This is a genomic window from Streptomyces sp. MS191 (assembly GCF_008042125.1).
Classification (GTDB): domain Bacteria; phylum Actinomycetota; class Actinomycetes; order Streptomycetales; family Streptomycetaceae; genus Streptomyces.
This window is the reverse complement of record NZ_RDBI01000040.1, coordinates 1992935-2014175: the sequence shown is the minus strand read 5'-3', so window position 1 is coordinate 2014175 and position 21241 is coordinate 1992935. Positions and strand designations below refer to the sequence as shown.

At 73.3% G+C, this 21241-nt stretch carries 17 protein-coding genes, 1 tRNA gene and 2 pseudogenes; 11 read left to right on the top strand and 9 right to left on the bottom strand.

From position 1 onward, the window contains the following. Nucleotides 1–189: 189 nt before the first annotated feature. A tRNA-Ala gene (locus tag EAO71_RS16190) sits at nucleotides 190–266 on the top strand. Between the two features lie 71 nt (nucleotides 267–337). Here EAO71_RS16190 and EAO71_RS16185 read toward each other — a convergent pair. Continuing rightward, nucleotides 338–1306: a trypsin-like serine peptidase gene (locus tag EAO71_RS16185; RefSeq protein WP_147978373.1), complete on the bottom strand. Its 969-nt coding sequence runs from the start codon at nucleotides 1304–1306 to the stop codon at nucleotides 338–340. Between the two features lie 86 nt (nucleotides 1307–1392). Beyond that, on the bottom strand, nucleotides 1393–1878 hold the full coding sequence (locus EAO71_RS16180; protein WP_147978372.1) for a GNAT family N-acetyltransferase: 486 nt from the start codon (nucleotides 1876–1878) through the stop codon (nucleotides 1393–1395). 63 nt (nucleotides 1879–1941) lie between these two features. Between EAO71_RS16180 and EAO71_RS16175 the strand changes: the two genes are divergently transcribed. Both EAO71_RS16175 and EAO71_RS16170 read left to right on the top strand, forming a co-directional pair. Then, nucleotides 1942–2739: an exodeoxyribonuclease III gene (locus tag EAO71_RS16175; protein ID WP_147978371.1), complete on the top strand. Its 798-nt coding sequence runs from the start codon at nucleotides 1942–1944 to the stop codon at nucleotides 2737–2739. 114 nt (nucleotides 2740–2853) lie between these two features. Continuing rightward, a complete protein-coding gene (locus EAO71_RS16170) occupies nucleotides 2854–3567 on the top strand; it encodes a response regulator transcription factor (protein ID WP_147978370.1) in 714 nt (237 codons plus the stop codon). A gap of 15 nt (nucleotides 3568–3582) precedes the next feature. On the opposite strand, the gene EAO71_RS16165 is transcribed toward EAO71_RS16170, so the two are convergent. Beyond that, nucleotides 3583–5223 (bottom strand): sensor histidine kinase, encoded by a 1641-nt coding sequence (locus EAO71_RS16165; protein ID WP_147978369.1) that lies wholly within the window; start codon nucleotides 5221–5223, stop codon nucleotides 3583–3585. Nucleotides 5224–5571: 348 nt separating this feature from the next. Between EAO71_RS16165 and EAO71_RS16160 the strand changes: the two genes are divergently transcribed. Beyond that, entirely contained in the window at nucleotides 5572–5922 is a 351-nt protein-coding gene (locus EAO71_RS16160) for an SH3 domain-containing protein (protein ID WP_147978368.1), read from the top strand. A gap of 88 nt (nucleotides 5923–6010) precedes the next feature. Here EAO71_RS16160 and EAO71_RS16155 read toward each other — a convergent pair whose 3' ends face one another. From EAO71_RS16155 to EAO71_RS16135, 5 genes and pseudogenes are all read right to left on the bottom strand, one after another. Beyond that, nucleotides 6011–7192 carry an ABC transporter permease gene (locus EAO71_RS16155; protein ID WP_187282748.1) on the bottom strand — a complete coding sequence of 394 codons (1182 nt, stop codon included), beginning with the start codon at nucleotides 7190–7192 and terminating at the stop codon, nucleotides 6011–6013. 68 nt (nucleotides 7193–7260) lie between these two features. Further along, nucleotides 7261–7974, bottom strand: a complete 714-nt coding sequence (locus EAO71_RS16150) for an ABC transporter ATP-binding protein (protein ID WP_147978366.1) — start codon at nucleotides 7972–7974, stop codon at nucleotides 7261–7263. Nucleotides 7975–8541: 567 nt separating this feature from the next. Beyond that, nucleotides 8542–8616 (bottom strand): annotated as a pseudogene (locus tag EAO71_RS38845) (hypothetical protein); the annotation flags it as partial. A gap of 611 nt (nucleotides 8617–9227) precedes the next feature. Then, nucleotides 9228–9830: a hypothetical protein gene (locus tag EAO71_RS16140; protein ID WP_147978365.1), complete on the bottom strand. Its 603-nt coding sequence runs from the start codon at nucleotides 9828–9830 to the stop codon at nucleotides 9228–9230. 146 nt (nucleotides 9831–9976) lie between these two features. Continuing rightward, on the bottom strand, nucleotides 9977–10597 hold the full coding sequence (locus EAO71_RS16135) for a MerR family transcriptional regulator (protein ID WP_147979331.1): 621 nt from the start codon (nucleotides 10595–10597) through the stop codon (nucleotides 9977–9979). 263 nt (nucleotides 10598–10860) lie between these two features. Here EAO71_RS16135 and EAO71_RS16130 point away from each other — a divergent pair. From EAO71_RS16130 to EAO71_RS16110, 5 genes and pseudogenes are all read left to right on the top strand, one after another. Then, nucleotides 10861–12110, top strand: a pseudogene (locus EAO71_RS16130) (flavin-containing monooxygenase). Beyond that, the gene (locus tag EAO71_RS16125; protein WP_147978364.1) at nucleotides 12107–13021 is read left to right on the top strand and encodes an alpha/beta fold hydrolase; all 915 of its coding nucleotides are present in this window, start codon (nucleotides 12107–12109) and stop codon (nucleotides 13019–13021) included. The pseudogene EAO71_RS16130 and the gene EAO71_RS16125 overlap by 4 nt, the downstream one beginning before the upstream one ends. Then, nucleotides 13018–13923: an SDR family oxidoreductase gene (locus EAO71_RS16120; RefSeq protein WP_147978363.1), complete on the top strand. Its 906-nt coding sequence runs from the start codon at nucleotides 13018–13020 to the stop codon at nucleotides 13921–13923. Before EAO71_RS16125 ends, EAO71_RS16120 begins: the two co-directional genes overlap by 4 nt. 89 nt (nucleotides 13924–14012) lie before the next feature. Beyond that, nucleotides 14013–14195 (top strand): hypothetical protein, encoded by a 183-nt coding sequence (locus tag EAO71_RS16115; RefSeq protein ID WP_147978362.1) that lies wholly within the window; start codon nucleotides 14013–14015, stop codon nucleotides 14193–14195. A gap of 146 nt (nucleotides 14196–14341) precedes the next feature. After that, on the top strand, nucleotides 14342–14860 hold the full coding sequence (locus tag EAO71_RS16110) for a GNAT family N-acetyltransferase (RefSeq protein ID WP_147978361.1): 519 nt from the start codon (nucleotides 14342–14344) through the stop codon (nucleotides 14858–14860). Here the strand turns inward: EAO71_RS16110 and EAO71_RS16105 are convergent. Then, nucleotides 14803–18072 (bottom strand): S41 family peptidase, encoded by a 3270-nt coding sequence (locus EAO71_RS16105; RefSeq protein WP_147978360.1) that lies wholly within the window; start codon nucleotides 18070–18072, stop codon nucleotides 14803–14805. The genes EAO71_RS16110 and EAO71_RS16105 overlap by 58 nt on opposite strands. A gap of 182 nt (nucleotides 18073–18254) precedes the next feature. Between EAO71_RS16105 and EAO71_RS16100 the strand changes: the two genes are divergently transcribed. Further along, nucleotides 18255–18827, top strand: coding sequence for a TetR/AcrR family transcriptional regulator (locus EAO71_RS16100; RefSeq protein ID WP_147978359.1), 573 nt, complete (start codon nucleotides 18255–18257; stop codon nucleotides 18825–18827). Between the two features lie 159 nt (nucleotides 18828–18986). Further along, complete coding sequence (locus EAO71_RS16095; protein WP_147978358.1) at nucleotides 18987–21158, top strand: MMPL family transporter; 2172 nt, start codon at nucleotides 18987–18989, stop codon at nucleotides 21156–21158. The last annotated feature ends 83 nt before the right edge of the window (nucleotides 21159–21241 follow it).

Here is a 21241-nt window from a genome sequence, read left to right as displayed (position 1 = left end):
GTCCCCGGCTCCCCGCCAGCGCAGCGCCCCGCAGCGCCGCAACCGCGACCACGGCCGCACCCCGCTCTTCGACCAGTACGCGGACGACGACCGCCCCCGCGCGGCCAACGAATGAGACGCGTCGGCTGACCTGCGGGGAGCGGATTTCCGAGTACCCCGATCGGGATGCTAATGTTTCACACGTCGCAAGGGCCTGTGGCGCAGTCTGGTAGCGCACCTCGTTCGCATCGAGGGGGTCTGGGGTTCAAATCCCCACAGGTCCACCAGCGCACAACGGAGATCCCGTCCGATCGGAAGATCGGGCGGGATCTCCGCGTTTGCGCGGTGCGCGTGGGTGTCAGGACGTCTGGGCCTTCTCGTACAGCGCCTTCGCGTCGTTGCCGAAGTACGGGCCGAACATGCGGTTCGGCAGGAACGCGTAGCCGAAGCTGTTCACCGAGACCTGCAGGCCCGTTCCCGCGGACTCGTCGAAGCCGGTGAACCACGGGCCGCCGCTGGAGCCGCCCGTCATGTTGCAGGCGAGGCCGTGGTCCTGGGAGAGAAGGAAGTCCTTCGAGGAGTTCCCCGAGCAGTACACCAGCTTGCTGCCGTCGTACGGGGAGGCGGCCGGGAAGCCGAAGGCGTACATCGGCTTGTTGTAGCCCCCGTTGAACTGGATGCCCTGGGCGCCGGTGACCGAGGTCAGCGTCCGGCCGTCCAGCGGGGCGACGACCGCCGCGCCCACGTCGTAGTTGATGTCCTCGCTCGCCTCCCACTGCGGGGTGGTGAGCGTCTTCGTCGCCGTCCACTGCCCGTACGGCGCGCTGCCGTTGGCGTAGCCGGGGACGAAGACCCAGTTCGTGTGCCAGGCGCCCTGGTACTTCACGCAGTGGCCGGCCGTGACGACCGTGCTCGCGTTCCGGCTGGTGACGGCGTTGCCGGAGCAGGAGGCCGTACGGCCCTGGAAGGTGAAGAAGACCCTGCCCGAGGTCTTCACGACCGCGCCGCCGCCGGTCCAGGCCCCGCCCGCCTGCGGGAAGGCCGCGGGGGCCGCCGCGGTGGGCGAGACCGTCGTCGGCCGCTCCGCGCGGGCGACCTCCGTGCGGGCGCCCGGAACGAGCCGGAGGTCCAGCGGGGTGGCCGACCTCATACGGGCCGGGGTCCAGAACGCCGCCGCCCGCTGCTGCTGCGTCGCGGTGACGGAGCGGGCGGCGGGAGCGGCGGCGGGGGTGGTGTCGGCGGCCTGGGCCTGTGTCGTGGTCAGGGCGCCGACGAGCAGGGTGCAGGCGGCCGACAGGGCGGCCGCGACTGTGCGATGGCGTCTCACGCATGTCTCCTTCTGCCGAGGCAGGTGGGGATGAGAGCGGTGCGGATCGACGTGCGTGAGAAGGCTGCCAGAGAAGGGCGGAGATGTCAGGGGCGCGTCAGACTCTTGGCGAAACAACGACTGTTCTCGTACAGGCGGTAGTGGCCGAACTTGGTGCACGGCTCGTAACCGCTGGACTCGTAGAGGGCGATCGCCTCCGGCTGCATGACACCCGTCTCCAGGACCATCCGGGTCCGTCCGGCAGCGCGGGCGTCGTCCTCCAGGGCTGCCAGGACGCGGCGGGCCAGGCCGAGGCCGCGGGCCTCCGGGATCACGTACATGCGCTTCAGCTCGGCGTCGCCGTTCGCGTAGCCCTCGTCGTTCTCGTCCTGGGTGCGCCAGCCGCCGGTCGCGACCGGGCGGTCCTCGGCGTCGTAGACGAGGAGGTAGAGGCCGAGGGGCGGGAGGAACATCCCCGCGTCGAGGGGGGTGGCGTCGCCCTCGTCGCCGTAGCGGACGGCGTACTCCAGCTGCACGGCGTCTTCGAGCTTGACCGCGTCGGGGTGGTCGTACGGGGTGGGGCGGATAATCATGCGATACATCGTACATGTATGCGCCACCCGACCCGGGGCCTCCCGTGTCGGTATTCTCCCGGGATGCTCACTGTGACGTCCGTGAATGTCAATGGTCTCCGAGCCGCCGCCAAGAAGGGCTTCGTGGAGTGGCTGGCCGGTACCTCCGCCGACGCTGTCTGCCTGCAGGAAGTGCGCGCCGAGGCGGCGCAGCTCCCGGAGGAGGTCCGCGCGCCCGAGGGCTGGTTCACCGCGCACGCCCCGGCCGCCGCCAAGGGGCGTGCCGGCGTCTCCCTCTACACCCGTCGTGAGCCGGACCGCGTGCAGGTCGGCTTCGGATCGAGCGAGTTCGACGGCAGCGGCCGGTACATCGAGGCCGACCTGCCCGGTGTCACCGTCGCCAGCCTCTACCTGCCGTCCGGCGAGGTCGGCACCGACCGGCAGGACGAGAAGGTCCGCTTCATGGACGAGTTCCTGCCGTACCTCCGGGAGCTCAAGGCGCGGGCCGCCGCCGACGGCCGCGAGGTCGTGGTGTGCGGCGACTGGAACATCGCCCACCAGCAGGCCGACCTCAAGAACTGGAAGACCAACCAGAAGAACTCCGGCTTCCTCCCCGAGGAGCGGGCCTGGCTGACCCGCGTCTTCGACGAGGCCGAGTACGTCGACGTCGTTCGCGCGCTCCACCCCGACCAGGAGGGCCCGTACTCCTGGTGGTCGTACCGCGGACGCGCCTTCGACAACGACAGCGGCTGGCGCATCGACTACCAGGTGGCCACCCCCGGTCTGGCCCGGCGGGCCGTCAAGGCCTTCGTCGAGCGCGCCGCCACGCACGGCGAGCGGTGGAGCGACCACGCGCCCGTCACGGCGGTCTACGAGCTCTGAGGGCAGTCCCGTGGAGGGCGCTCGTCCGGACGGGAACGGGGCCGGTCCGGACACCCTCCCGGGCCGCTCTGTAATACCGTGCGGGAAAGAGCGGTTCCGGGTGGGGGGAAATCGTTGAACGCGCGCATTCTGGTCGCCGAGGACGACGAAAAACAGTCACGACTGATCCGGGTGTATCTCGAACGCGAGGGAAACGCCGTCCAAGTCGTGGCCGACGGACGCGCCGCACTCGAAAAGGCGCGATCCGGTCGGCCGGATCTCATCGTTCTCGACGTGATGCTGCCGTTCGTCGACGGTCTCGACGTCTGCCGCATTCTGCGCGCCGAGGGATCCGAGGTGCCGATTCTGCTGCTGACCGCCCGCAGCACCGAGGAGGACATGCTCCTCGGCCTCGACCTCGGCGCGGACGACTACCTCACCAAGCCCTACAGCCCGCGGGAACTGACCGCCCGGGTACGGGCCCTGCTGCGCCGCTCACGCAAGGGCGGCGCGGCGGCGGAGACCGCGCTGCTCCGGGTCGGCGAGGTGGAGCTGGACACGGCGCGCTTCGAGGTCCGGGTGGCCGGCCGTCCGGTGACGCTGACCTCGAAGGAGTTCGCCATCCTGGAGGCGCTGGCCCGCGAGCCGGGCCGCGTCTTCACCCGGGCGCAGATCATCGAGCGGGTCTTCGGCTTCGACCGGGACGTCCTGGAGCGCACGGTCGACGCGCACGTGATGAACCTGCGGCGGAAGCTGGAGGCCGACCCGGGCCGCCCCCGCCACCTGGAGACCGTGTACGGGCGCGGGTACCGGCTCGCCGACGGTGACGGGACGGCGGGCACCGTCTGAGGCGTGCCCGGAGGGTCAGCCCGCCCCGGGTCCGCCCGGTCCCGGCCGCGCGCCCAGGACGATCCGGAACGTCGTCCCGGCCCCCACCGTGCTGTGCACGTCGATGGTCCCCCGGTGGTCGGTCACGATCTGGCGGGCGATCGACAGACCGAGGCCGCTGCCGCCCGTCGCCCGCCCGCGCGAGGCGTCCGCGCGCCAGAACCGGTCGAAGAGGCGGGGCAGGTCCTCCGCGGGGATCCCGTGGCCGGTGTCCCGCACCTCGACGACCGCCAGCTCGGCGTGCGGCACCAGGGCCAGGGTCACGCCTCCGCCCGGCGGCGTGGCGCGCAGCGCGTTGCCGACCAGGTTCCCGACGACCTGCCGCAGCCGGTCCGGGTCCGCGGTCACGTACACCGGCCGAGGGGCGTCCAGTTCCAGCGCGACGCCCGCGGTCTCGGCCTGGGCGCGGTGCGCCGTGCGGCTGGCCTCCAGCAGCTCGCGCAGGTCGACCTCGCAGCGGTGGTAGGTGAGGGCGCCGGCCTCCGCCAGGGCGAGGTCCTGGAGGTCGTCCACGATCCGCTGCTGGAGCAGCGCCTCCTCGTGGAGGGAGGCGAGCACCTCGGGCGTCGGCTCGATCACGCCGTCCCGCAGCGCCTCCAGATAGCCGCGCAGATTGGCCAGCGGCGTGCGCAGCTCGTGCGCGATGTCGCCGGTGAGCCGGCGCTGCCGGGCCTCGCCCGCCTGGATGGAGTCGGCCATGCGGTTGAACGCCCCGCCGAGCCGGGCGATCTCGTCCCGTCCCGAGACGGGCACCCGTCGCCCCAGGTCCCCTTCGCCGAGGTCCTTCGCGGCGATCGTCATGGCCCGGACGGGCCGCAGGACGGCCCGGCTCAGGAGCAGGCCGCCGAGGATCGCGGCGAGGGCCACGCCGACGGCGACGGCCACCGTGGGCGCGGCGGCGAGCGCCGGGGGCGACTCGTCCTGGTAGCCAAGGCGCACGTCGAGCCGGGCCGGGGCGACGGAGGCCGTGCGCTCGTGGAAGACCTGCCGGAGACAGGGCGTGAGCGGCCCCTCGCCGGCGCWGCGCCGGGTCGCCGCGTCGTCGGCGGCGCGCTGCGCGACGTCCGGGGAGGACGGCTCGCGGCACTGCGCCGGGCGGACGGGGGTCGTGAGCGCGGGCAGGCCGAGCTCGTCGGCGCGGGCCGTCACCGCGGCGCCCGCCCGGGTCAGGCAGACCGCGTCCGCCGCGGTCGCGCGGTAGTCGCCGATCGCGGTGACGGTCACCTTCCGGGCGGCCCCCGGAACCAGCCCCGCGGGGAGGGCCAGGACGGGCCGGGCGTCGACCACGACGGCCGGCTGGCTGCCGAGGGCGCGGGGTTCGCGGCCCTGGAGGGCGTCGGAGTCGGCGAGGACGACGCCGGTCTCGGTGGCGACCCGGATGCGCTGACCGGTGTCCCGGGCGAGGGCGCCCACCGTAGGGGCCAGCCCGTCCCAGGTGCCGTGGGCGAAGCCGTACCCGCGCAGCTCGCCGGTGATCCGGGAGACCTCCTCCTGGCCGGCCGCGACGGCCTCGCGGACCTGGCGGTTCGCCTGGCGCAGGGTCAGCCAGGCGGTGGCGGCGGTGGCGGTCAGGGCGACCAGCATGAGCAGGCCGAGCGCACGGAGCCGGAAGCTCATCGCGGCCCACCCGGACCGGACGACGGGAGGCGTGCGCTCAAGGGGACTCCTTCGGTCGGGGATTTCCCACGCTACGGGACGGGGGAGGGGCTGCGGCCGGGGATCGGAAAGGGCGGCGGAACGGCCGATTTCCCCTGGGAGCGGCGGGATTTCGCCCGGGAGAATTCCGGACCGGGAGGTGCCCGAAATGGGTCAGTCCGCGCCGGAAGCATTTCTTCATCTCCGTCGGCGGGCGACGGTTTTCACGCCGCTCGCCGCACGTTCGGCGCAGAGGCCGCTGCATTCGTTCCGGGTTCCGTCCGGCCCTGGGTGCAGTGCTGACGAAACGACATTCTTGGGGGTTTCGAAGTGAAGCGTCGAATCGCAGCAATTCTTCCCGCCGTCGCCATGGCGGCACTGGCCATTCCGGTCGTCGCGTCCACGCCGGCGGCGGCCCACGCCGCCTGTGGCACCGGCGCCTCGGACAAGGACGGCTCGGCGTGGGGCAACTACGCCAACGGCGCCAACGAGCGCAGCGGGTCCAGCACGGGCTGCGTCAGCAAGGGCATCGCCTACAACAACGACCAGCTGAACTACTTCTGCTACACCGTCGGCAACGACGGCTACACGTGGACCTACCTGCACAACCGCTCCGACAACGTGTACGGCTGGATCCGTGACGACCTGCTGAGCAACGGCGGCAGCTTCGTCCCGTGCTGACGCCGTCCCGGACGCGCTGAGCGCGCCCGGGTCCTGACGAACGGAGCACGCCGGGGGCGGTCCCGAACGGGGCCGCCCCCGGCCCCGTTCAGGTGCCGGCCAGCGCCTCCGTCGGCGACAGCCGGCTCGCCCGGACCGCGGGATAGAGCCCCGCGATCACACCGATGAGCAGGGTCGAGCCGACGCCCGCCGCGCTCGCCCAGACGGGGACGACCGTCGGCCAGTCGCGGCTGACGGCGTATCCGGCGGTGATCAGCGTCCCCAGGACCGTCCCGCCGAGGCCGCCGATCAGCGACAGCAGCAGGGACTCCGTGACGAACTGGGTCCGGATCTGCCCCCTGGTCGCTCCCAGGGCCCGGCGCAGGCCGATCTCCGGGCGCCGCTCCAGCACCGAGATCACCATGGTGTTGCCGACGCCGACCCCGCCGACGAGCAGGGCCACCCCGCCGAGGCCGAGCAGCAGGCCGGTCAGGGCCGACTCGGTGGCCTCGCGGGCCGCCAGTGCGTCCGACGGGCGCGAGATCCGCACCTCGCCGGGCTTCGCCGGGTGGGCCGTCGCCGCCAGCACCGCCCGCACCGCCGCGACCTGGCTGTCCTCCGCCCGGACGTACACGGTCGACGGATGGCCGTCGAAGCGGAGGTACGTCCCGGCGGCCGGCCAGCCGACCAGCGCGGCGCTGTCGAGTTCCGGCGCGAGCGGTACGGGGTCGAGCACGCCGATCAGCGAGAACCAGCGGCCGCCGATCCAGAGCCGGATCCCCGGGGTGTACACGTCGAGGCGCTGGGCCGCGGTCGCCCCGAGCACGACGGCCGGGTAGTCCTCCGTCGCGCCGTCCAGCCAGCGCCCCCTGCGGACGTGTCCGCCGACGGCGGGCAGCAGGCCGGAGCCCGCGGCGAGCACGTCGAGGGAGCCGGTGCGGCCCAGGGAGATGCGGTCGTTGCGGTAGACCCGGGCGCCGGTCGCGCCGGTGGCGGCGACCTGCCGCACGGGCGGGACGCGCCGGATCATGGCCACGGACTCCGGCGGCAGCGCGGCCGCGTCCCCGGAGAGGGTCTCGCCGGGCGCGACCCGCAGCAGGTTGGTGCCGAGCGCGTCCAGCCGCCGGTCCACCTCCGCCCGGCCGGAGCCGGAGATGCCGACCACGGCGATCATGGCGGCCACGCCGATGGCGATGCCGAGCGCGGACAGGAAGACCCGCAGCGGCCTGGTCCGCAGACCGGTGCCGCCGAGCCGGACGACGTCCGCGGGGCCGAGTCGCGCGGCGCGCAGCGCGGACCGCGCCGGCGGGTCGGCCGGGGTCGCCGGATCCCGTCCGGCCGCCCCGGTGGCGGTGCGCTTCACCGGGGTGCCCCGATCGTCGCGCCGTGCGCCGTGTCGGCGACGACCCGGCCGTCGCGCATCTCGATGCGCCGGGGCAGCTCCGCGGCGATCTCGCGGTCGTGGGTGATGACGACGACGGTCGTGCCGGCGGCGTGCAGTTCCCGCAGCAGGGCGAGGACGGCCGCGCCCGAGGCGGAGTCGAGGTTGCCGGTGGGTTCGTCGGCGAGCAGGACGGCCGGTTCCCCGACGACCGCGCGGGCCACCGCGACGCGCTGGCGCTCGCCGCCGGAGAGCTGGTGCGGCAGATGGTGCGTCCGGTGGCGCAGGCCCACCCGTTCCAGCGCGGCCGACGCCCTGGCGCGGCGGCGGCGCATCGGCACGCCCGCGTACAGCAGGCCGTCCGCCACCGCGTCGAGGACGGGGACCCCGACGGCGAGGTGGAACTGCTGGAAGACGAAGCCGATCCGGGTGGCGCGCAGGGCGGAGACCTCCCGGTCGGACAGGGCCGCCACGTCGTGGCCGTCGACCAGGACGCGCCCCGTGGACGGCCGGTCGAGGCTGCCCATCAGGTTCAGCATGCTGGACTTGCCCGAGCCCGAGGGCCCGACGATCGCCACCAGTTCACCCCGCCCGATGCGCAGGCTCACGTCCCGTACGGCCGCCACACCGCCGGGGTAGGTCCTGCCGACGGCGTCGAACTCCACCACCGTGTCGCACCCCGTGACCGTCATTCGGGGATCCTCACCTTCATGCCCTCGCGGACGGCCGGGCCGCGGACCTCGACCCTGCCGTCGGCGAACAGACCGGTCCTGACGGCGACGAACCGGCCGTCCGCCGTCTCCAGGCCGTGCCCGCCCTCGGCGAGGGCGACCAGGGCGGACACCGGGACGCTCAGCACGTTCGCGACCTCCCGCCCGACGTACTCGACCGTCACCGGGCCGCTCTCCCAACGCCCCGCGGACTTCTGGTCCTTGATGCCGACGGTGACCGGCACCGTGGCCGGCGGTCGCCTGCCTGCCGACGGACACCACCTCGCCCCTGACCGTGGCGCCGTCGGGCAGTCCGACCGTGACGGCCGCCCCGCGCACGGCCCAGGCGGCGTCCGTGGCGGACGCGTCGACGACCACCTTCCGGGCCGTACCGGTGTACGCCAGGGTGTTCTCCCCGACGGCCTGGCCGAGCAAGGTGCCGGCCGGGCCGATCCGGACCCGGCCCGCCGCGTACACGACGTCGCCCACGCCGACCGTTCCGGTCCGGGGCAGCCCGAGCGTCCGCTGCCAGCGCTTGACGGCCTCGGCGGTGCCGCGGGTGAACGTCTCGTCCACGGTGAAGCCGGTGTAGCCGAGGGCGGCCAGGTTGGTCTCCAACTGCATGACGTCCATGCCTCTCGTGACGCGGGGGGCGGTGCCGCCGGCACCGGTCCCGCCGGCCGTCCCCCGGTCACCGGCGCCCCCCGGCGCCGGTGACCCCGAGGGGGTCGGGGAGGTGCCCTTCCCCTCGCCCTGCCCGCCGTCGTCCGCCGTGCGCCCGGCCGGGGCCTCGGCGTCCTCCCGCGGGGCGAGTCCGAGGTCGCGGTACATCGGCAGGGCCCCGTACAGCAGGGTCACCGGCCGGTCGTCGACCCGCAGCAGTTCGTCGCCGCGCTCGGCCGTCGTGCCGGCCTCGGGCAGCCAGGTCACGGTGCCCTGGGCCTTGACCGGCAGCGGCAGTTCCGCGCCGAAGCCCAACCGGCCGTCCACCGAGGTCCGTTCGGTCAGCGTGGTCCTCGTCACCGGCACCAGGGAGCCGGCCCGGGGCGGGGCGCCCGGGCCCTCGGCCCCGCCCCCGCCGAGCCCGAGCGCCCCGGCGACGGCCACCGCCGCCACGACGACCACGGCCGTCCCGACGAGCACCGTCCGCCGGCGGTACCGGCCGCGCGGCGGCCGGGCCGGCGGGCCGGCCGCCGCGACCGCGTCGGCGGCCTGCGTCACCGTCTCCGTCATCGTCAGCCCTTGGCCGGCGGCGGGTCGGTCGGGTCGCCGTTGATCGCCGCGCAGAGCCGCGTCGCGCGTCGCGCGCCGGCCGAGGTCTGGTTCCACTCGGAGCCCGAGGAGCCGCCCCAGTCGCCGTCCGGGCCGGGGTCGGGGAAGTCGGGCGCGCCGTTCTTCTGCATGCAGGCGGCGTAGTCCCGCCGGGTCTTGAGCTGCTCGGGGGTCAGCTTCGGGTTGTCGGCCTTCTCCAGGCTCTCGGGGACGGCCGGCGCCAGCGAGGCGCACTTCTGGGAGGCCGCGACGAACTTCGGGTTCTTCTTCAGGGTGAGCGCGTTGCCGCCGGTGCCGTAGTCGATCCGGCCCCGGGCGTCCGGGTCGGGCAGGTCGACGCCGTTCTTCCGCATGCACGTCACGTACGCGCGCTGGCCGTCCACGTAGGCGGCGATCTCGTCCTTGCCGCCCGCGCCGTCCTTCCCGCCGGTGGCCCCCGCCGACGCGGACGATCCGCCGCCGTCGGCCGTCGGCACCTTCGCCGCGCCGTCGTCACCGCCGCAGCCGGTCAGCGCGAACGCCATGACCGAGGCCGCCGCGGCCAGCAGTACCCGGTTCGTCCTCATCGGTTCTCCCGCTCGTCCCGCCTCGCCCGGCCGCGGGTGCGGCGGGCGGATCGAACGTAGGCCGGGAGTGATGAAGAACCTTTGAAGAACCTGTCACCTGATCATGCGCTCCGGGAGCGCCCGGGGGCGTCCCGCCGGTCCGGCCGTCAGGGCGCCTCGCGCAGCCTGCGGTCGAGCGCCATCGACAGCTCGGCCTCCACGACGCTCTTCGCCAGCGGGCGCAGCCGCTCGACGTCCTTCTCCTCGGCGTGGGCGCGCAGCAGGTCCGTGAAGAGCGCGGCCAGCGCGTCCGCGTGCTCGCGGACCCGGCCGCCCGCTTCCAGGACCGCGGCCAGCGGGACGCCCTCCCTGACGAGCGCGGCCGAGACGTCCAGCAGCCGGCGACTGATGTGGATGATCTCCTCGCCGTCGGTCGCGAGGTAGCCGAGGTCGAGCGCGGCGGCGAGGTTCTCGGGGGTGACCTCGCCGGCGAAGTGGTCGGCGAGTTCCTCCGGGGTGAGCCGGACTGGCTCCTCCTCGGTGGGTTCGCCCAGGCTCAGCACCTCGCCGACGTCCCGGCCGCTCTCGAAGGCGGCGGTGAGGTCGGCGATGCCGTTGAGGGTGTGGCCGCGTTCCAGCAGGGCGGCGATCGTGCGGAGCCGGGCCAGGTGGTGCTCGTCGTACCAGGCGATCCGGCCTTCGCGGCGGGGCGGCGGGATGAGGCCGCGTTCGCGGTAGAAGCGCAGCGTGCGCACGGTGATGCCGGCCTCGGAGGCCAGTTCCTCCATCCGGTACTCACGGACGCCGGATGCCGGGTCGGCCGTGCCCGTCCGGTCGGCGCGGCCCGTTCCGCCCGCCCGGCCGGGCTGCCCCGTCGTCCGTCCCGCCGCCTGATCCGTCACGTGATCCGATCCTTCCGCCACGCGGCCAGCCTATGTTGTACCGCCGGTAACTTTCCCTCGTCGTACCCCTACCGCTCGGTATGGAGCTGCTCTACTCTCCCAATCGTGCCAGTGATTGCTGGCGGAGTCCTGGGTGCGGCGGAGGCGGCATGACGAACCACGAGCATGTGCGGGTGGCGGTGATCGGAACGGGCTTCGGTGGCCTCGGCGCGGCGGTCAGGCTGCGGCGCGAGGGGATCACCGACTTCGTCGTCCTGGAGCGGGCGGACTCCGTCGGCGGGACCTGGCGGGACAACAGCTATCCCGGCTGCGCCTGCGACGTCCCCTCGCACCTCTACTCCTTCTCCTTCGCGCCGAACGCCGACTGGCCGCGGACCTTCTCCGGGCAGCGGCACATCCGCGCCTACCTGGAGCACGTCACCGACACCTTCCGGCTCAGCCCCGCGTCGGCACGCTCACCCTCTTCCAGCGCACGCCCCCGTGGGTGATGCCGCGCATGGACCGCGCCATCACCGGCCCCGAGCGCTGGCTGCACCGCAAGCTGCCGGTGACCGGCACGCTGCGCCGCGGACTGCTCTGGGGCATCCGTGAACTCCAAGTGAGCGCCTTCACCAAGCGCCCGACCGAGCTCGGTCTGGTCGAGTCGATCGCGAAGGCCAACATGGCCAAGGCGATCAAGGACCCGGTGCTCCGGGCCAAGCTGACCCCGTCGTACCGCATCGGCTGCAAGCGGATCCTGCTGTCCAGCGAGTACTACCCGGCGGTGGCCGAGCCCAACGTGGACGTCGTCGCCTCCGGGCTGCGCGAGATCCGCGGCAGCACGCTCGTCGCCGCCGACGGTACCGAGACCGAGGTCGACGCGATCGTCTTCGGCACCGGCTTCCACGTCACCGACATGCCGATCGCCGAACGGGTCGTCGGCGCCGAGGGCCGCACGCTCGCGGAGACCTGGAAGGACGGCATGGAGTCGCTGCGCGGCGCCACCGCCGCCGGCTTCCCCAACTGGATGACGATCATCGGCCCCAACACGGGCCTCGGGAACTCCTCCATGATCCTGATGATCGAGTCCCAGCTGAACTACCTGGCGGACTACATGCGCCAGCTCGACGTCCTCGGCGGCCGCGCCGCCCTCGCCGCCCGGCCCTCCGCCGTCGGCGCCTGGAACCGCAAGGTGCAGTCCCGGATGGAGCGCACGGTCTGGAAGGCCGGCGGCTGCGACAGCTGGTACCTCGACGCCAACGGCCGCAACACCACGCTGTGGCCCGGCACCACGGGCGAGTTCCGGCGCGAGACCAGGCAGGTCGACCTCGCGGAGTACGAGGTGCTGCGCGCCCCCGCCAGGCAGGAGCAGGCCGAGGCCGCCCCGCGGACCGCCGAGAAGAAGGAGAAGGTCAAGTGAGCCGGCTGACCGGCGGGGGACCCGCCGCACCGCGCCCCGCGCGCGAACTGACCGCCGTCTCGGCCGACGGATCGCGGATCCACGTCGAGGTGTTCGGGCCGGAGGACGCCCCGGCCGTCGTCCTCGCGCACGGCTGGACCTGTTCGATCGCCTTCTGGGCCGAGCAGATACGCGACCTGTCCGCCGACCACCGGGTCATCGCCTACGACCAGCGCGGCCACGGCCGTACGCCGCAGGTCGGCCGGTCCGGCTACTCGACCGCGGCCCTCGCCGACGACCTCGAGGCCGTCCTCGCCGCGACCCTCGCGCCCGGCGAGAAGGCGGTCCTGGCGGGGCACTCCATGGGCGGCATGACGATCATGGCCGCCGCGGACCGCCCCGGTCTGCGGGACCACGCCGCCGCCGTGCTGCTGTGCTCCACCGGCCCCGCCCGGCTGGTGGCCGAGTCCCTCGTGGTGCCGATCCGGCCGGGCGGCCTGCGAAGCCGGCTGACCCGGGGGATCCTGGGAGCCAGGGCGCCGCTCGGGCCGGTCACGCCGGTCTCCCGGAAGGTCCTCAAGTACGCCACGATGGGCCCGGGTTCGGCGCCGGACCGGGTCGACGCCTGCGCCCGCATCGTGCACGCCTGCCCGCGCCCGGCCCGGGTGGCCTGGTCGCACGTCCTGGCGGAGCTCGACCTGGAGGCGGGCCTGGCGGACCTGACGCAGCCGGTGGCCGTGCTCGTCGGCACGGCGGACCGGCTGACCCCGCCCGTGCACGCGCGCACGATCGCGGCGGCACTGCCCCGCTGCGTGGGCCTCGTCGAACTGGCGGGCATGGGCCACATGACACCGGTGGAGGCCCCGGAGGTCGTCACCGGGCAGATCCGCGAACTGACCGTCACGTACCTGGGTGTGAAGGAGGACGCATGAGCAGGGTGAGCCTGGAGGGGCAGGTCGCGGTCGTCACGGGCGCGGCCCGCGGTGTCGGCGAGCTCCTCGCCCGCAAGCTCTCCGCGCGCGGCGCGCGGATCGCGCTCGTCGGCCTGGAGCCGGAGGAGCTGAAGCAGGTCGCCGCGCGGCTGCACACCGAGGCCGACTGGTGGCACGCGGACGTCACCGACCACGTGGCGATGGCCCGGGTGGCGGAGGAGGTCAAGGAGCGCTTCGGCAAGGTCGACATCGTCGTCGCCAACGCGGGCGTCGCCGCCGGCGGCCCCTTCGTGGACTCCGACCCGGTGGCCTGGCGGCGCGTCATCGAGGTCAACCTGATCGGCGGGGCGGTGACCGGCCGCGCGTTCCTGCCGGTCCTCACGGAGTCCCGTGGCTACTTCCTCCAGATCGCCTCCCTGGCGGCGATCACGCCCGCACCGATGATGACGGCGTACTGCGCCTCCAAGTCGGGCGTCGAGGCCTTCGCCCACAGCCTGCGGGCGGAGGTCGGCTACAAGGGCGTGCGGGTCGGCGTCGGCTACCTGTCCTGGACCGACACCGACATGGTGCGCGGCGCGGACCAGGACGACGTCATGAAGGAGCTGCGCTCCCGGCTCCCCTGGCCGTCGAACCGCACCTACCCGCTGGGCCCGGCCGTGGACCGGATCGTGGCGGGCATCGAGCGGCGCTCGGCGCACGTCTACGCGCAGTGGTGGCTGCGCGGGATGCAGTCGGTGCGCGGCTACCTCCCGGGGCTCATCGCCACCGTCGGGCAGCGCGAGATGAAGCGCTTCGAACCGCGGCTCTCCGGTGTGTCCAAGGGCCTGGTGGGCGCCGGCGGAGCGGCCGACGAGGAGGCCCGCTCGGTGGGCCGGGGCCCGGCGACTACCGAGGGTGCCTGATCGAAATGCGTGGAATGTTCTGCCGTGCCACGCTGGTCGAGGCCCAAGGGGCGTCACGCCCCGTACCCCTCACACAGGAGTGAACCTTCATGGGCAAGGCAGACCAGTTCAGGGACAAGGCGCAGGACCTCGCCGACCAGGCGAGGGCGAAGATGGGCAACGCGAAGGACGAGGCGTCGTCGCGTGCCTCCCGGGCCAAGGACCGCTCCGACGAGGAGCGCCGGGCCCAGATGGAGGCGCAGGACCGCTTCGACCAGGACTACGACGCCTGACGTCTGTCCACTGAGGAAGGCGCACCCGGGACGCCGGGTGCGCCTTTCGCGCCGTCCGCGCCCGCCCCGGGCCGCGCGCCGTCCCTGCCCGGCGGCCGGAGGAAACCCGGGTGCGGCCCGTCCACGGCGGCGCGTACCGTGCCGCCATGCCCGGACTGGAGTCGCTGCGCCTCGACCACGCCCCCGCCCTGCTCGCCTTCGAGCGGGAGAACCGGGCCTGGTTCGCCGCTTCCGTGCCCGACCGCGGGGACGCGTACTTCGAGGAGTTCGAGGAGCGCCACCGGGCGCTGCTCGACGAGCAGGAGACCGGCGCGATCCTCTTCCACGTGCTGGTCGGCGACGACGGGGAGATCCTCGGGCGGTTCAACCTCGTCGACGTGGCGGACGGATCGGCCGAACTCGGCTACCGCGTCGCCCGGAAGGCCGCCGGCCGGGGCGTGGCCACGGCGGGCGTGCGGGAGGTGTGCCGGCTCGCCGCCCGGGTCCACGGGCTGCGGACGATCCGGGCCGCGACCACTCTCGACAACGCGGGCTCGCGGGCGGTGCTCGCCAGGACGGGCTTCGTGCCCGTCGGGGAGGAGACGTTCGACGGGCGGCCCGGCCTCTTCTACGTGCTGGACCTCGGTGGCAGCTTCGGGCGCGAACGGTCGGGCACCGAGTCGTAGTTCGGGGGACTGGCCGCGGGGGTCCCGGCCAGCAGCGACAGCGCCAGTTCGACGGCGTCGTCCAGCTGCGCGTGGCGGCCCTCGGCCCAGTCCAGCGGGGTGCGCAGGATCGCCAGGTCCGGCTCCACGCCGTGGTTCTCGACCGACCAGCCGTACTCGGGGAACCAGGCGGCGTTCATCGGCACCGTGATCTGCGTGCCGTCGCCCAGCCGGTGACGCCCCGTCATGCCGACGACGCCGCCCCAGGTGCGCTGCCCCACCACCGGCCCGAGGCCGAGCAGCTTGAACGCGACCGTGATCATGTCGCCGTCGGAGGACGTGGCCTCGTCGGCGAGGGCGACGACCGGACCGCGCGGGGCGTTCGAGGCGTAACTGACGGGCTGGGCGTTGCGGGTGAGGTCCCAGCCCAGGATCCTGCGGGTGAGCTTCTCGACGACCAGCTCGCTGATGTGGCCGCCCGCGTTGCCGCGCACGTCCACGATCAGCGCCGGCCGGGAGACCTCCATCCGCAGGTCGCGGTTGAACTGCGCCCAGCCCGAGCCGCCCATGTCCGGGATGTGCAGGTAGCCGCACTTGCCGCCGCTGATCTCCCGGACCACCGCGCGCCGCTTGGCCACCCAGTCCTGGTAGCGCAGCGGCCGGTCGTCGACCAGCGGCACGACGGCGACCCGGCGCGCCGGGCCCTCGCCCTCCGCCGGCCGGAAGGTCAGCTCGACCGTCGTGCCGCCGGAGGAGGCCAGCAGCGGGTACGGGCCGCACACCGGGTCCACCGGGCGGCCGTCGACGTGCGTGAGGACCGCGCCCTCGCGGATGCCGGTACCGGCCAGCGGCGAGCGGGCCTTGGAGTCGGAGGAGTCGCCGGGCAGGATCCGCTTGACCGTCCAGCCGCCGTCGCGGGGCACCAGGTTCGCGCCCAGCAGTCCCATCGGCCGCTGGTAGTGCGGCGGCCCCTCGTTGCGGCGGGCGGGCGTGACGTACGCGTGCGAGGTGCCCAGTTCGCCCATGACCTCGCGCAGGAGGTCGGCGAACTCGTCGGMCGAGGACACCCGTTCGACCAGCGGGCGGTACTGGTCCAGCACGGCGGGCCAGTCGACCCCGCCCAGACCGGGCTCCCAGAAGTAGGCGCGGACGATCCGGCCGGCCTCGTCGAAGGCATGGCGCCACTCCGCCTCCGGTTCGACCTCGTGCAGGATCCGCCGCAGGTCGATGTAGACGGTCGAGTCGCTGTCGCCCGACTCCGTCGAGGGCACCGCCCGCAGCTCGCCCTCGTCGGCCACCACGAGCCGTGAGCCGTCGCCGCTGACGGCGAACCAGTCGAGGTGCTGGACGAGTTCGGCCTTGCGGGCCTTCGTGATGTTGAAGTGCTCCAGGGTGGGGCGGCCCGAGGTGTCGGAGGGGTTGGCGAAGGTCTCGCCGAGCGCGCCCGAGATCGGCCAGCGCAGCCAGACCAGCCCGCCGCCGCTGACCGGGTGCAGCGCCGAGTACTTGGAGGCCGACACGGGGAACGGCGTCACCCGGCTCTCCAGCCCCTCGACCTCCACCGTCACCGTGCCGTCGCCGTCGTCGGTGTCCTCGACCGGGTCGAGCCCGCCCGCCGCCGGGCGGCCGTCCGGCAGCAGCGCGAAGGGGGAGGGCGTCGCCGAGGACAGCGGTACGAGATAGGGACGGCAGCCCAGCGGGAAGGACAGGTCGCCGGTGTGCACGTCGTAGACCGGGTCGAAGCCCCGCCAGGAGAGGAAGGCGAGATAGCGGCCGTCACGGGTGAACACCGGATTCTCGTCCTCGAACCGGCCGTTGGTGACGTCGACGATGATCCGGGCGCCCGGCCCCGCGATCCGGGCCATCTTGATCTGGCGCAGGGAGCGGCCGATGAACGGGTGGGACCAGGTCAGCCAGCACCCGTCGGGGGAGAAGGCGAGGTCGCGGACGGGGCCGTTGATCGAGCGGATCAGCTCGGTCACCTCGCCGCCGGACTCCTCGGTGGCGTCGATGAGCAGCAGCCGGCCGTCGTTGGAGGCGATGGCCAGGCGCTCGCCGTCCGGGTCGGAGACCAGCTCCTCGACCCGGCCCAGCTCACCCGAGGCGAGCCGGCGCGGCGGCCGGTCGCCGCTGGCGCGCGGGAGGTAGGCGACCTCGACGGCGTCCTCGCCGTCGGCGTCGGTGACGTACGCGATCTGACCGCCGCTGCCCAGCATCTCGGGCAGGCGCACCCGGACGCCCGGGGTGTCGGCGATGGTCCGGGCCGGTCCGTCGCGGTGCGTGAGCCAGTACAGGCTGCCGCGCACGTCGACGGCGCTGGCGCGTCCCGTCTCGTCGACCGAGAGCGCGTCCACGTGATGGGCGGCCGGGACCTGGTAGGGGCGGCGGCCGGCGCGCGGGCCGCCGAGCCTGACGTCCAGCTTGCGCGGGGCGGCGTCGGGGAGGGTCAGGTCCTCGACCATCCACAGGTCGCCCGCGCACTGGTAGACCACCCGGCGTCCGTCGCTGGAGGCGTGCCGGGCGTAGAAGGCGTCGTGGTCGGTGTGGCGGCGCAGGTCCGTGCCGTCGGGCAGGCAGGAGTAGAGGTTGCCGATGCCCTCGTGGTCGGAGAGGAAGGCGATCCTGCCGGCCACGAACATCGGCGCGTCGAGGTGGCCTCCGAGCTCCGGCAGCAGCCGCTCGCCGTGCAGCCAGAGCCGGCCCGTCGCCCCGCCCCGGTAGCGCTTCCAGGCCGCCGGCTCGTGCGGCGGCTTGCCGGTGAGCAGCAGGGTGCGCCGCTCGCCGTCGAGGTCGGCGACGGCGATGTCGGACACCGGCCCCCAGGGCATCCGGCCGCCGGGGGAGCCGTCGGTGGGGACGGTGTAGGCCCAGGAGTAGTACGAGAACGGCTGGCCGTGCGACGAGACGGCGAGGATGTCGCCGTCGGGCGACCAGCCGCAGACCCGGGTGTCCGTCGAGCCCCAGTAGCTGAGCCGGCGGGAGGGGCCGCCCTCGACCGGGGCGAGATGGATCTCGGGGTCGAGACTGCGCCAGCTCGTGTAGGCGATCCGACGTCCGTCGGCCGAGAAGCGTGGATGGCCGACCCGGGTGCGGTCGACCGTGATGCGCCAGGCCCGGCCCGGACTCCGCCCCTCGGGGACGAGGGGCGCGACCCAGAGATCGTCCTCGGCCGCGAAGCACAACAGGTCGTCGTGGAGGTGCGGGAAGCGGAGATACGCGACGTCGTCACTCACTCCCCAATGCTTTCCGCGGGGAGGGGGTGCGGCAACTCGGGAACGCGAATCTTTCGGGCGGAGTTCCGGCTTCCGCGCCCGGCCGGTGTGGGCTGCGACACGTACGAAACGGTTTCGTTTCGTTGGGCGGGCGGGTATCTTCGTACTGTACGAAACCGTTTCGTTCGGAAGGAGGATCGGACATGGCCCGCAGCAGGCTCACCCCGGAGCGTGAGGCCGAGCTGTACGAAGCCGTGCTCGACCTTCTGCGCGAGGTCGGTTACGACGCCCTCACCATGGACGCCGTCGCCACCCGCACCCGGTCCAGCAAGGCCACCCTCTACCGCCAGTGGGGGAGCAAGGCCGAACTCGTCGCCAGGGCCCTGCGCCACAACAAGCCCGTCAGTCTCGCCGAGATCGACAGCGGCAGCCTGCGCGGCGACTTCCACGCGATCCTGGAGCGGACCGACGACTGCCAGATGGAGAAGGACTCCGCGCTGATGCGGGGCCTGGCCCATGCCGTCCACAACAACCCCGAACTGCTCCAGGCGCTGCGCGAGCTGCTCATCGAACCCGAGATGACCGGCCTCGACGAGGTGCTGAGGCGAGCGGTGGACCGGGGCGAGATCAGTGCCGACAACCCGGCCCTGAGACTCGTGCCCCACATGCTGATCGGGGCGTTCATCGCCCGCCCGCTGATCGAGGACCAGCCGGTCGACCACGCCTTCCTCAGTGGTTACGTCGACGCCGTCGTGCTCCCCGCACTGGGCGTCTGACCGGGGATCCCCCCCGACCGGCACCGTCCCGACGCCGAGGTGCCCCCTCACCCCGGCGTCCGGCACCCCTGAAGACCGCAGTACCTGACGTCGCACCGCTCACGCCGTCGGGCCGGCTCCCCATGCCCTTGTCCCACTCACCAATGGGAGTACGCCCCCGTGGCCACGTTCCTCTACAAGCTGGGTCGCTCCGCCTACCGGCGCCGACGGCTCGTCGCCCTGCTCTGGGTGGCGCTGCTCGCGCTCGCCGGAGCCGGCGCGGCCTCCGCGCCCGCCGCGACCTCCAGCTCCTTCTCGATCCCCGGCACCGAGGCCCAGAAGGCCTTCGACCTCCTTGAGCAGCGCTTCCCCGGCGGCAACGCCGACGGGGCCACCGCCCGGGTCGTCTTCAAGGCCCCCGAAGGTCAGAAGATGACCGACCCGGCCAACAAGGCCAAGGTCCAGGACGTGGTCGGTGAGCTGAAGTCCGGCTCCGACCAGGTCGCCTCGGTCACCGACCCGTACACCGCCCAGGCGGTCTCCAAGGACGGCTCGACCGCCTACGTCTCCGTCAGCTACAAGCTCTCCGGCATGGAGCTGAGCGACGAGACGCGCGAGGCCCTGCAGAAGACCGGGCACGACGCGCAGGGTCAGGGGCTGACCGTCGAGATCGGCGGTGACGCGCTCCAGACCATGCCCGAGACCGGAGCCGGCGAGATCGTCGGCGTGGTGATCGCCGGCATCGTGCTCGTCATCACCTTCGGTTCGCTGGTCGCCGCCGGGCTTCCGCTGCTGACCGCGATCATCGGCGTCGGTATCGGCGTCTCCTCGATCACGGCGCTCGCGAACGTCCTCGACCTCGGCTCCACCACCTCCACCCTCGCGATGATGATCGGCCTCGCCGTCGGCATCGACTACGCCCTCTTCATCGTCTCCCGCTACCGCGCGGAGCTCGCCGACGGCCGGGAACGCGAGGACGCAGCGGGCCGCGCGGTCGGCACGGCCGGTTCGGCCGTCGTCTTCGCCGGGCTGACCGTGGTCATCGCCCTCGTCGGCCTCGCCGTCGTCAACATCCCGATGCTGACGAAGATGGGCTTCGCCGCGGCCGGCACGGTCGTGATCGCCGTCCTGATCGCGCTCACCCTGATCCCGGCCCTGCTCGGCTTCGCCGGCTCCAAGGTCGTGGGCCGCAAGGAGCGCAAGGGGCTGAAGAAGGCCGACGACAAGCCCAACATGGGCACCCGCTGGGCGCGGTTCGTCATCCGCCGCCCGGTCATGGTCCTGCTCGTCGGCGTCCTGGGCCTCGGTGCGATCGCCCTGCCCGCCGCCTCCCTGGAGATGGGCCTGCCGGACGACGGCGCCAAGCCGGCCTCCGCCACCGAGCGCCGGGCGTACGACCTGCTGTCGGACGGGTTCGGTCCCGGGTTCAACGGCCCGCTGATGGTGGTCGTGGACGGCGACAAGGCCGCGGCCGACTCCACCGTCTCGACGATCAAGGGCCTGGACGGCGTCGTCGCCGTCACCCCGCCGACGCCGAACAAGGCCGGCGACACCTCGATGATCACCGTGATCCCCAAGGACCGCCCCTCCTCCGTGGAGACCGAGAACCTGGTCCACGAGATCCGGGCCTCGACCGGCGACGACGTCCTGGTCACCGGCGCCACCGCGATGAACATCGACTTCTCGCAGAAGATGAACGACGCGCTCGTGCCCTACCTGGCGCTGGTCGTCGGCCTCGCCTTCCTGCTCCTGATGCTGGTGTTCCGCTCGGTCCTGGTCCCGCTGAAGGCGGCCCTCGGCTTCCTGCTCTCGGTGGTCGCCGCCCTCGGCGCGGTCGTCGCGGTCTTCCAGTGGGGCTGGCTCGGCTCGCTGTTCGGGGTCGAGCAGACCGGCCCGATCATGTCGATGATGCCGATCTTCATGGTCGGTGTGGTCTTCGGCCTCGCGATGGACTACGAGGTCTTCCTCGTCACCCGGATGCGGGAGGCGTACGTCCACGGGGAACGCCCCGGCGAGACGATCGTGACCGGCTTCCGGCACAGCGCCCGGGTGGTCACGGCCGCCGCCGTGATCATGATCGCGGTCTTCTCCGGCTTCATCGGCATGACCGACCAGATGATCAAGATGATCGGCTTCGGTCTCGCCGTCGCCGTCCTCTTCGACGCGTTCGTGGTCCGGATGGCGATCGTGCCCGCGGTGCTCGCCCTGCTGTCCCACAAGGCGTGGTGGCTGCCCAAGTGGCTCGACCGGATCCTGCCGAACGTGGACGTGGAGGGTGAGGCCCTGGCCGCCCCCGCGGACGACCCGCAGGACGCGGACCCCGACGCGGACCGCAGGCTCGTGAAGGTCTGATCCCCCGGCTCCGGGGCCGCGAACGAGCGGTCGCGCCCCGGATCGCGCCGGGACCCGTGGGGACGGGGTACCGACGCGGCCTT

Bases quoted from the DNA above. Each gene is read 5' to 3' on its own strand.
- EAO71_RS16100 (WP_147978359.1), top strand. From the start codon at position 18,255: ATGGCCCGCAGCAGGCTCACCCCGGAGCGTGAGGCCGAGCTGTACGAA.
- EAO71_RS16150 (WP_147978366.1), bottom strand. From the start codon at position 7,974: ATGACGGTCACGGGGTGCGACACGGTGGTGGAGTTCGACGCCGTCGGC.
- EAO71_RS16180 (WP_147978372.1), bottom strand. From the start codon at position 1,878: ATGATTATCCGCCCCACCCCGTACGACCACCCCGACGCGGTCAAGCTC.
- EAO71_RS16115 (WP_147978362.1), top strand. From the start codon at position 14,013: ATGGGCAAGGCAGACCAGTTCAGGGACAAGGCGCAGGACCTCGCCGAC.
- EAO71_RS16140 (WP_147978365.1), bottom strand. From the start codon at position 9,830: ATGAGGACGAACCGGGTACTGCTGGCCGCGGCGGCCTCGGTCATGGCG.
- EAO71_RS16135 (WP_147979331.1), bottom strand. From the start codon at position 10,597: ATGGAGGAACTGGCCTCCGAGGCCGGCATCACCGTGCGCACGCTGCGC.
- EAO71_RS16110 (WP_147978361.1), top strand. From the start codon at position 14,342: ATGCCCGGACTGGAGTCGCTGCGCCTCGACCACGCCCCCGCCCTGCTC.
- EAO71_RS16175 (WP_147978371.1), top strand. From the start codon at position 1,942: ATGCTCACTGTGACGTCCGTGAATGTCAATGGTCTCCGAGCCGCCGCC.
- EAO71_RS16120 (WP_147978363.1), top strand. From the start codon at position 13,018: ATGAGCAGGGTGAGCCTGGAGGGGCAGGTCGCGGTCGTCACGGGCGCG.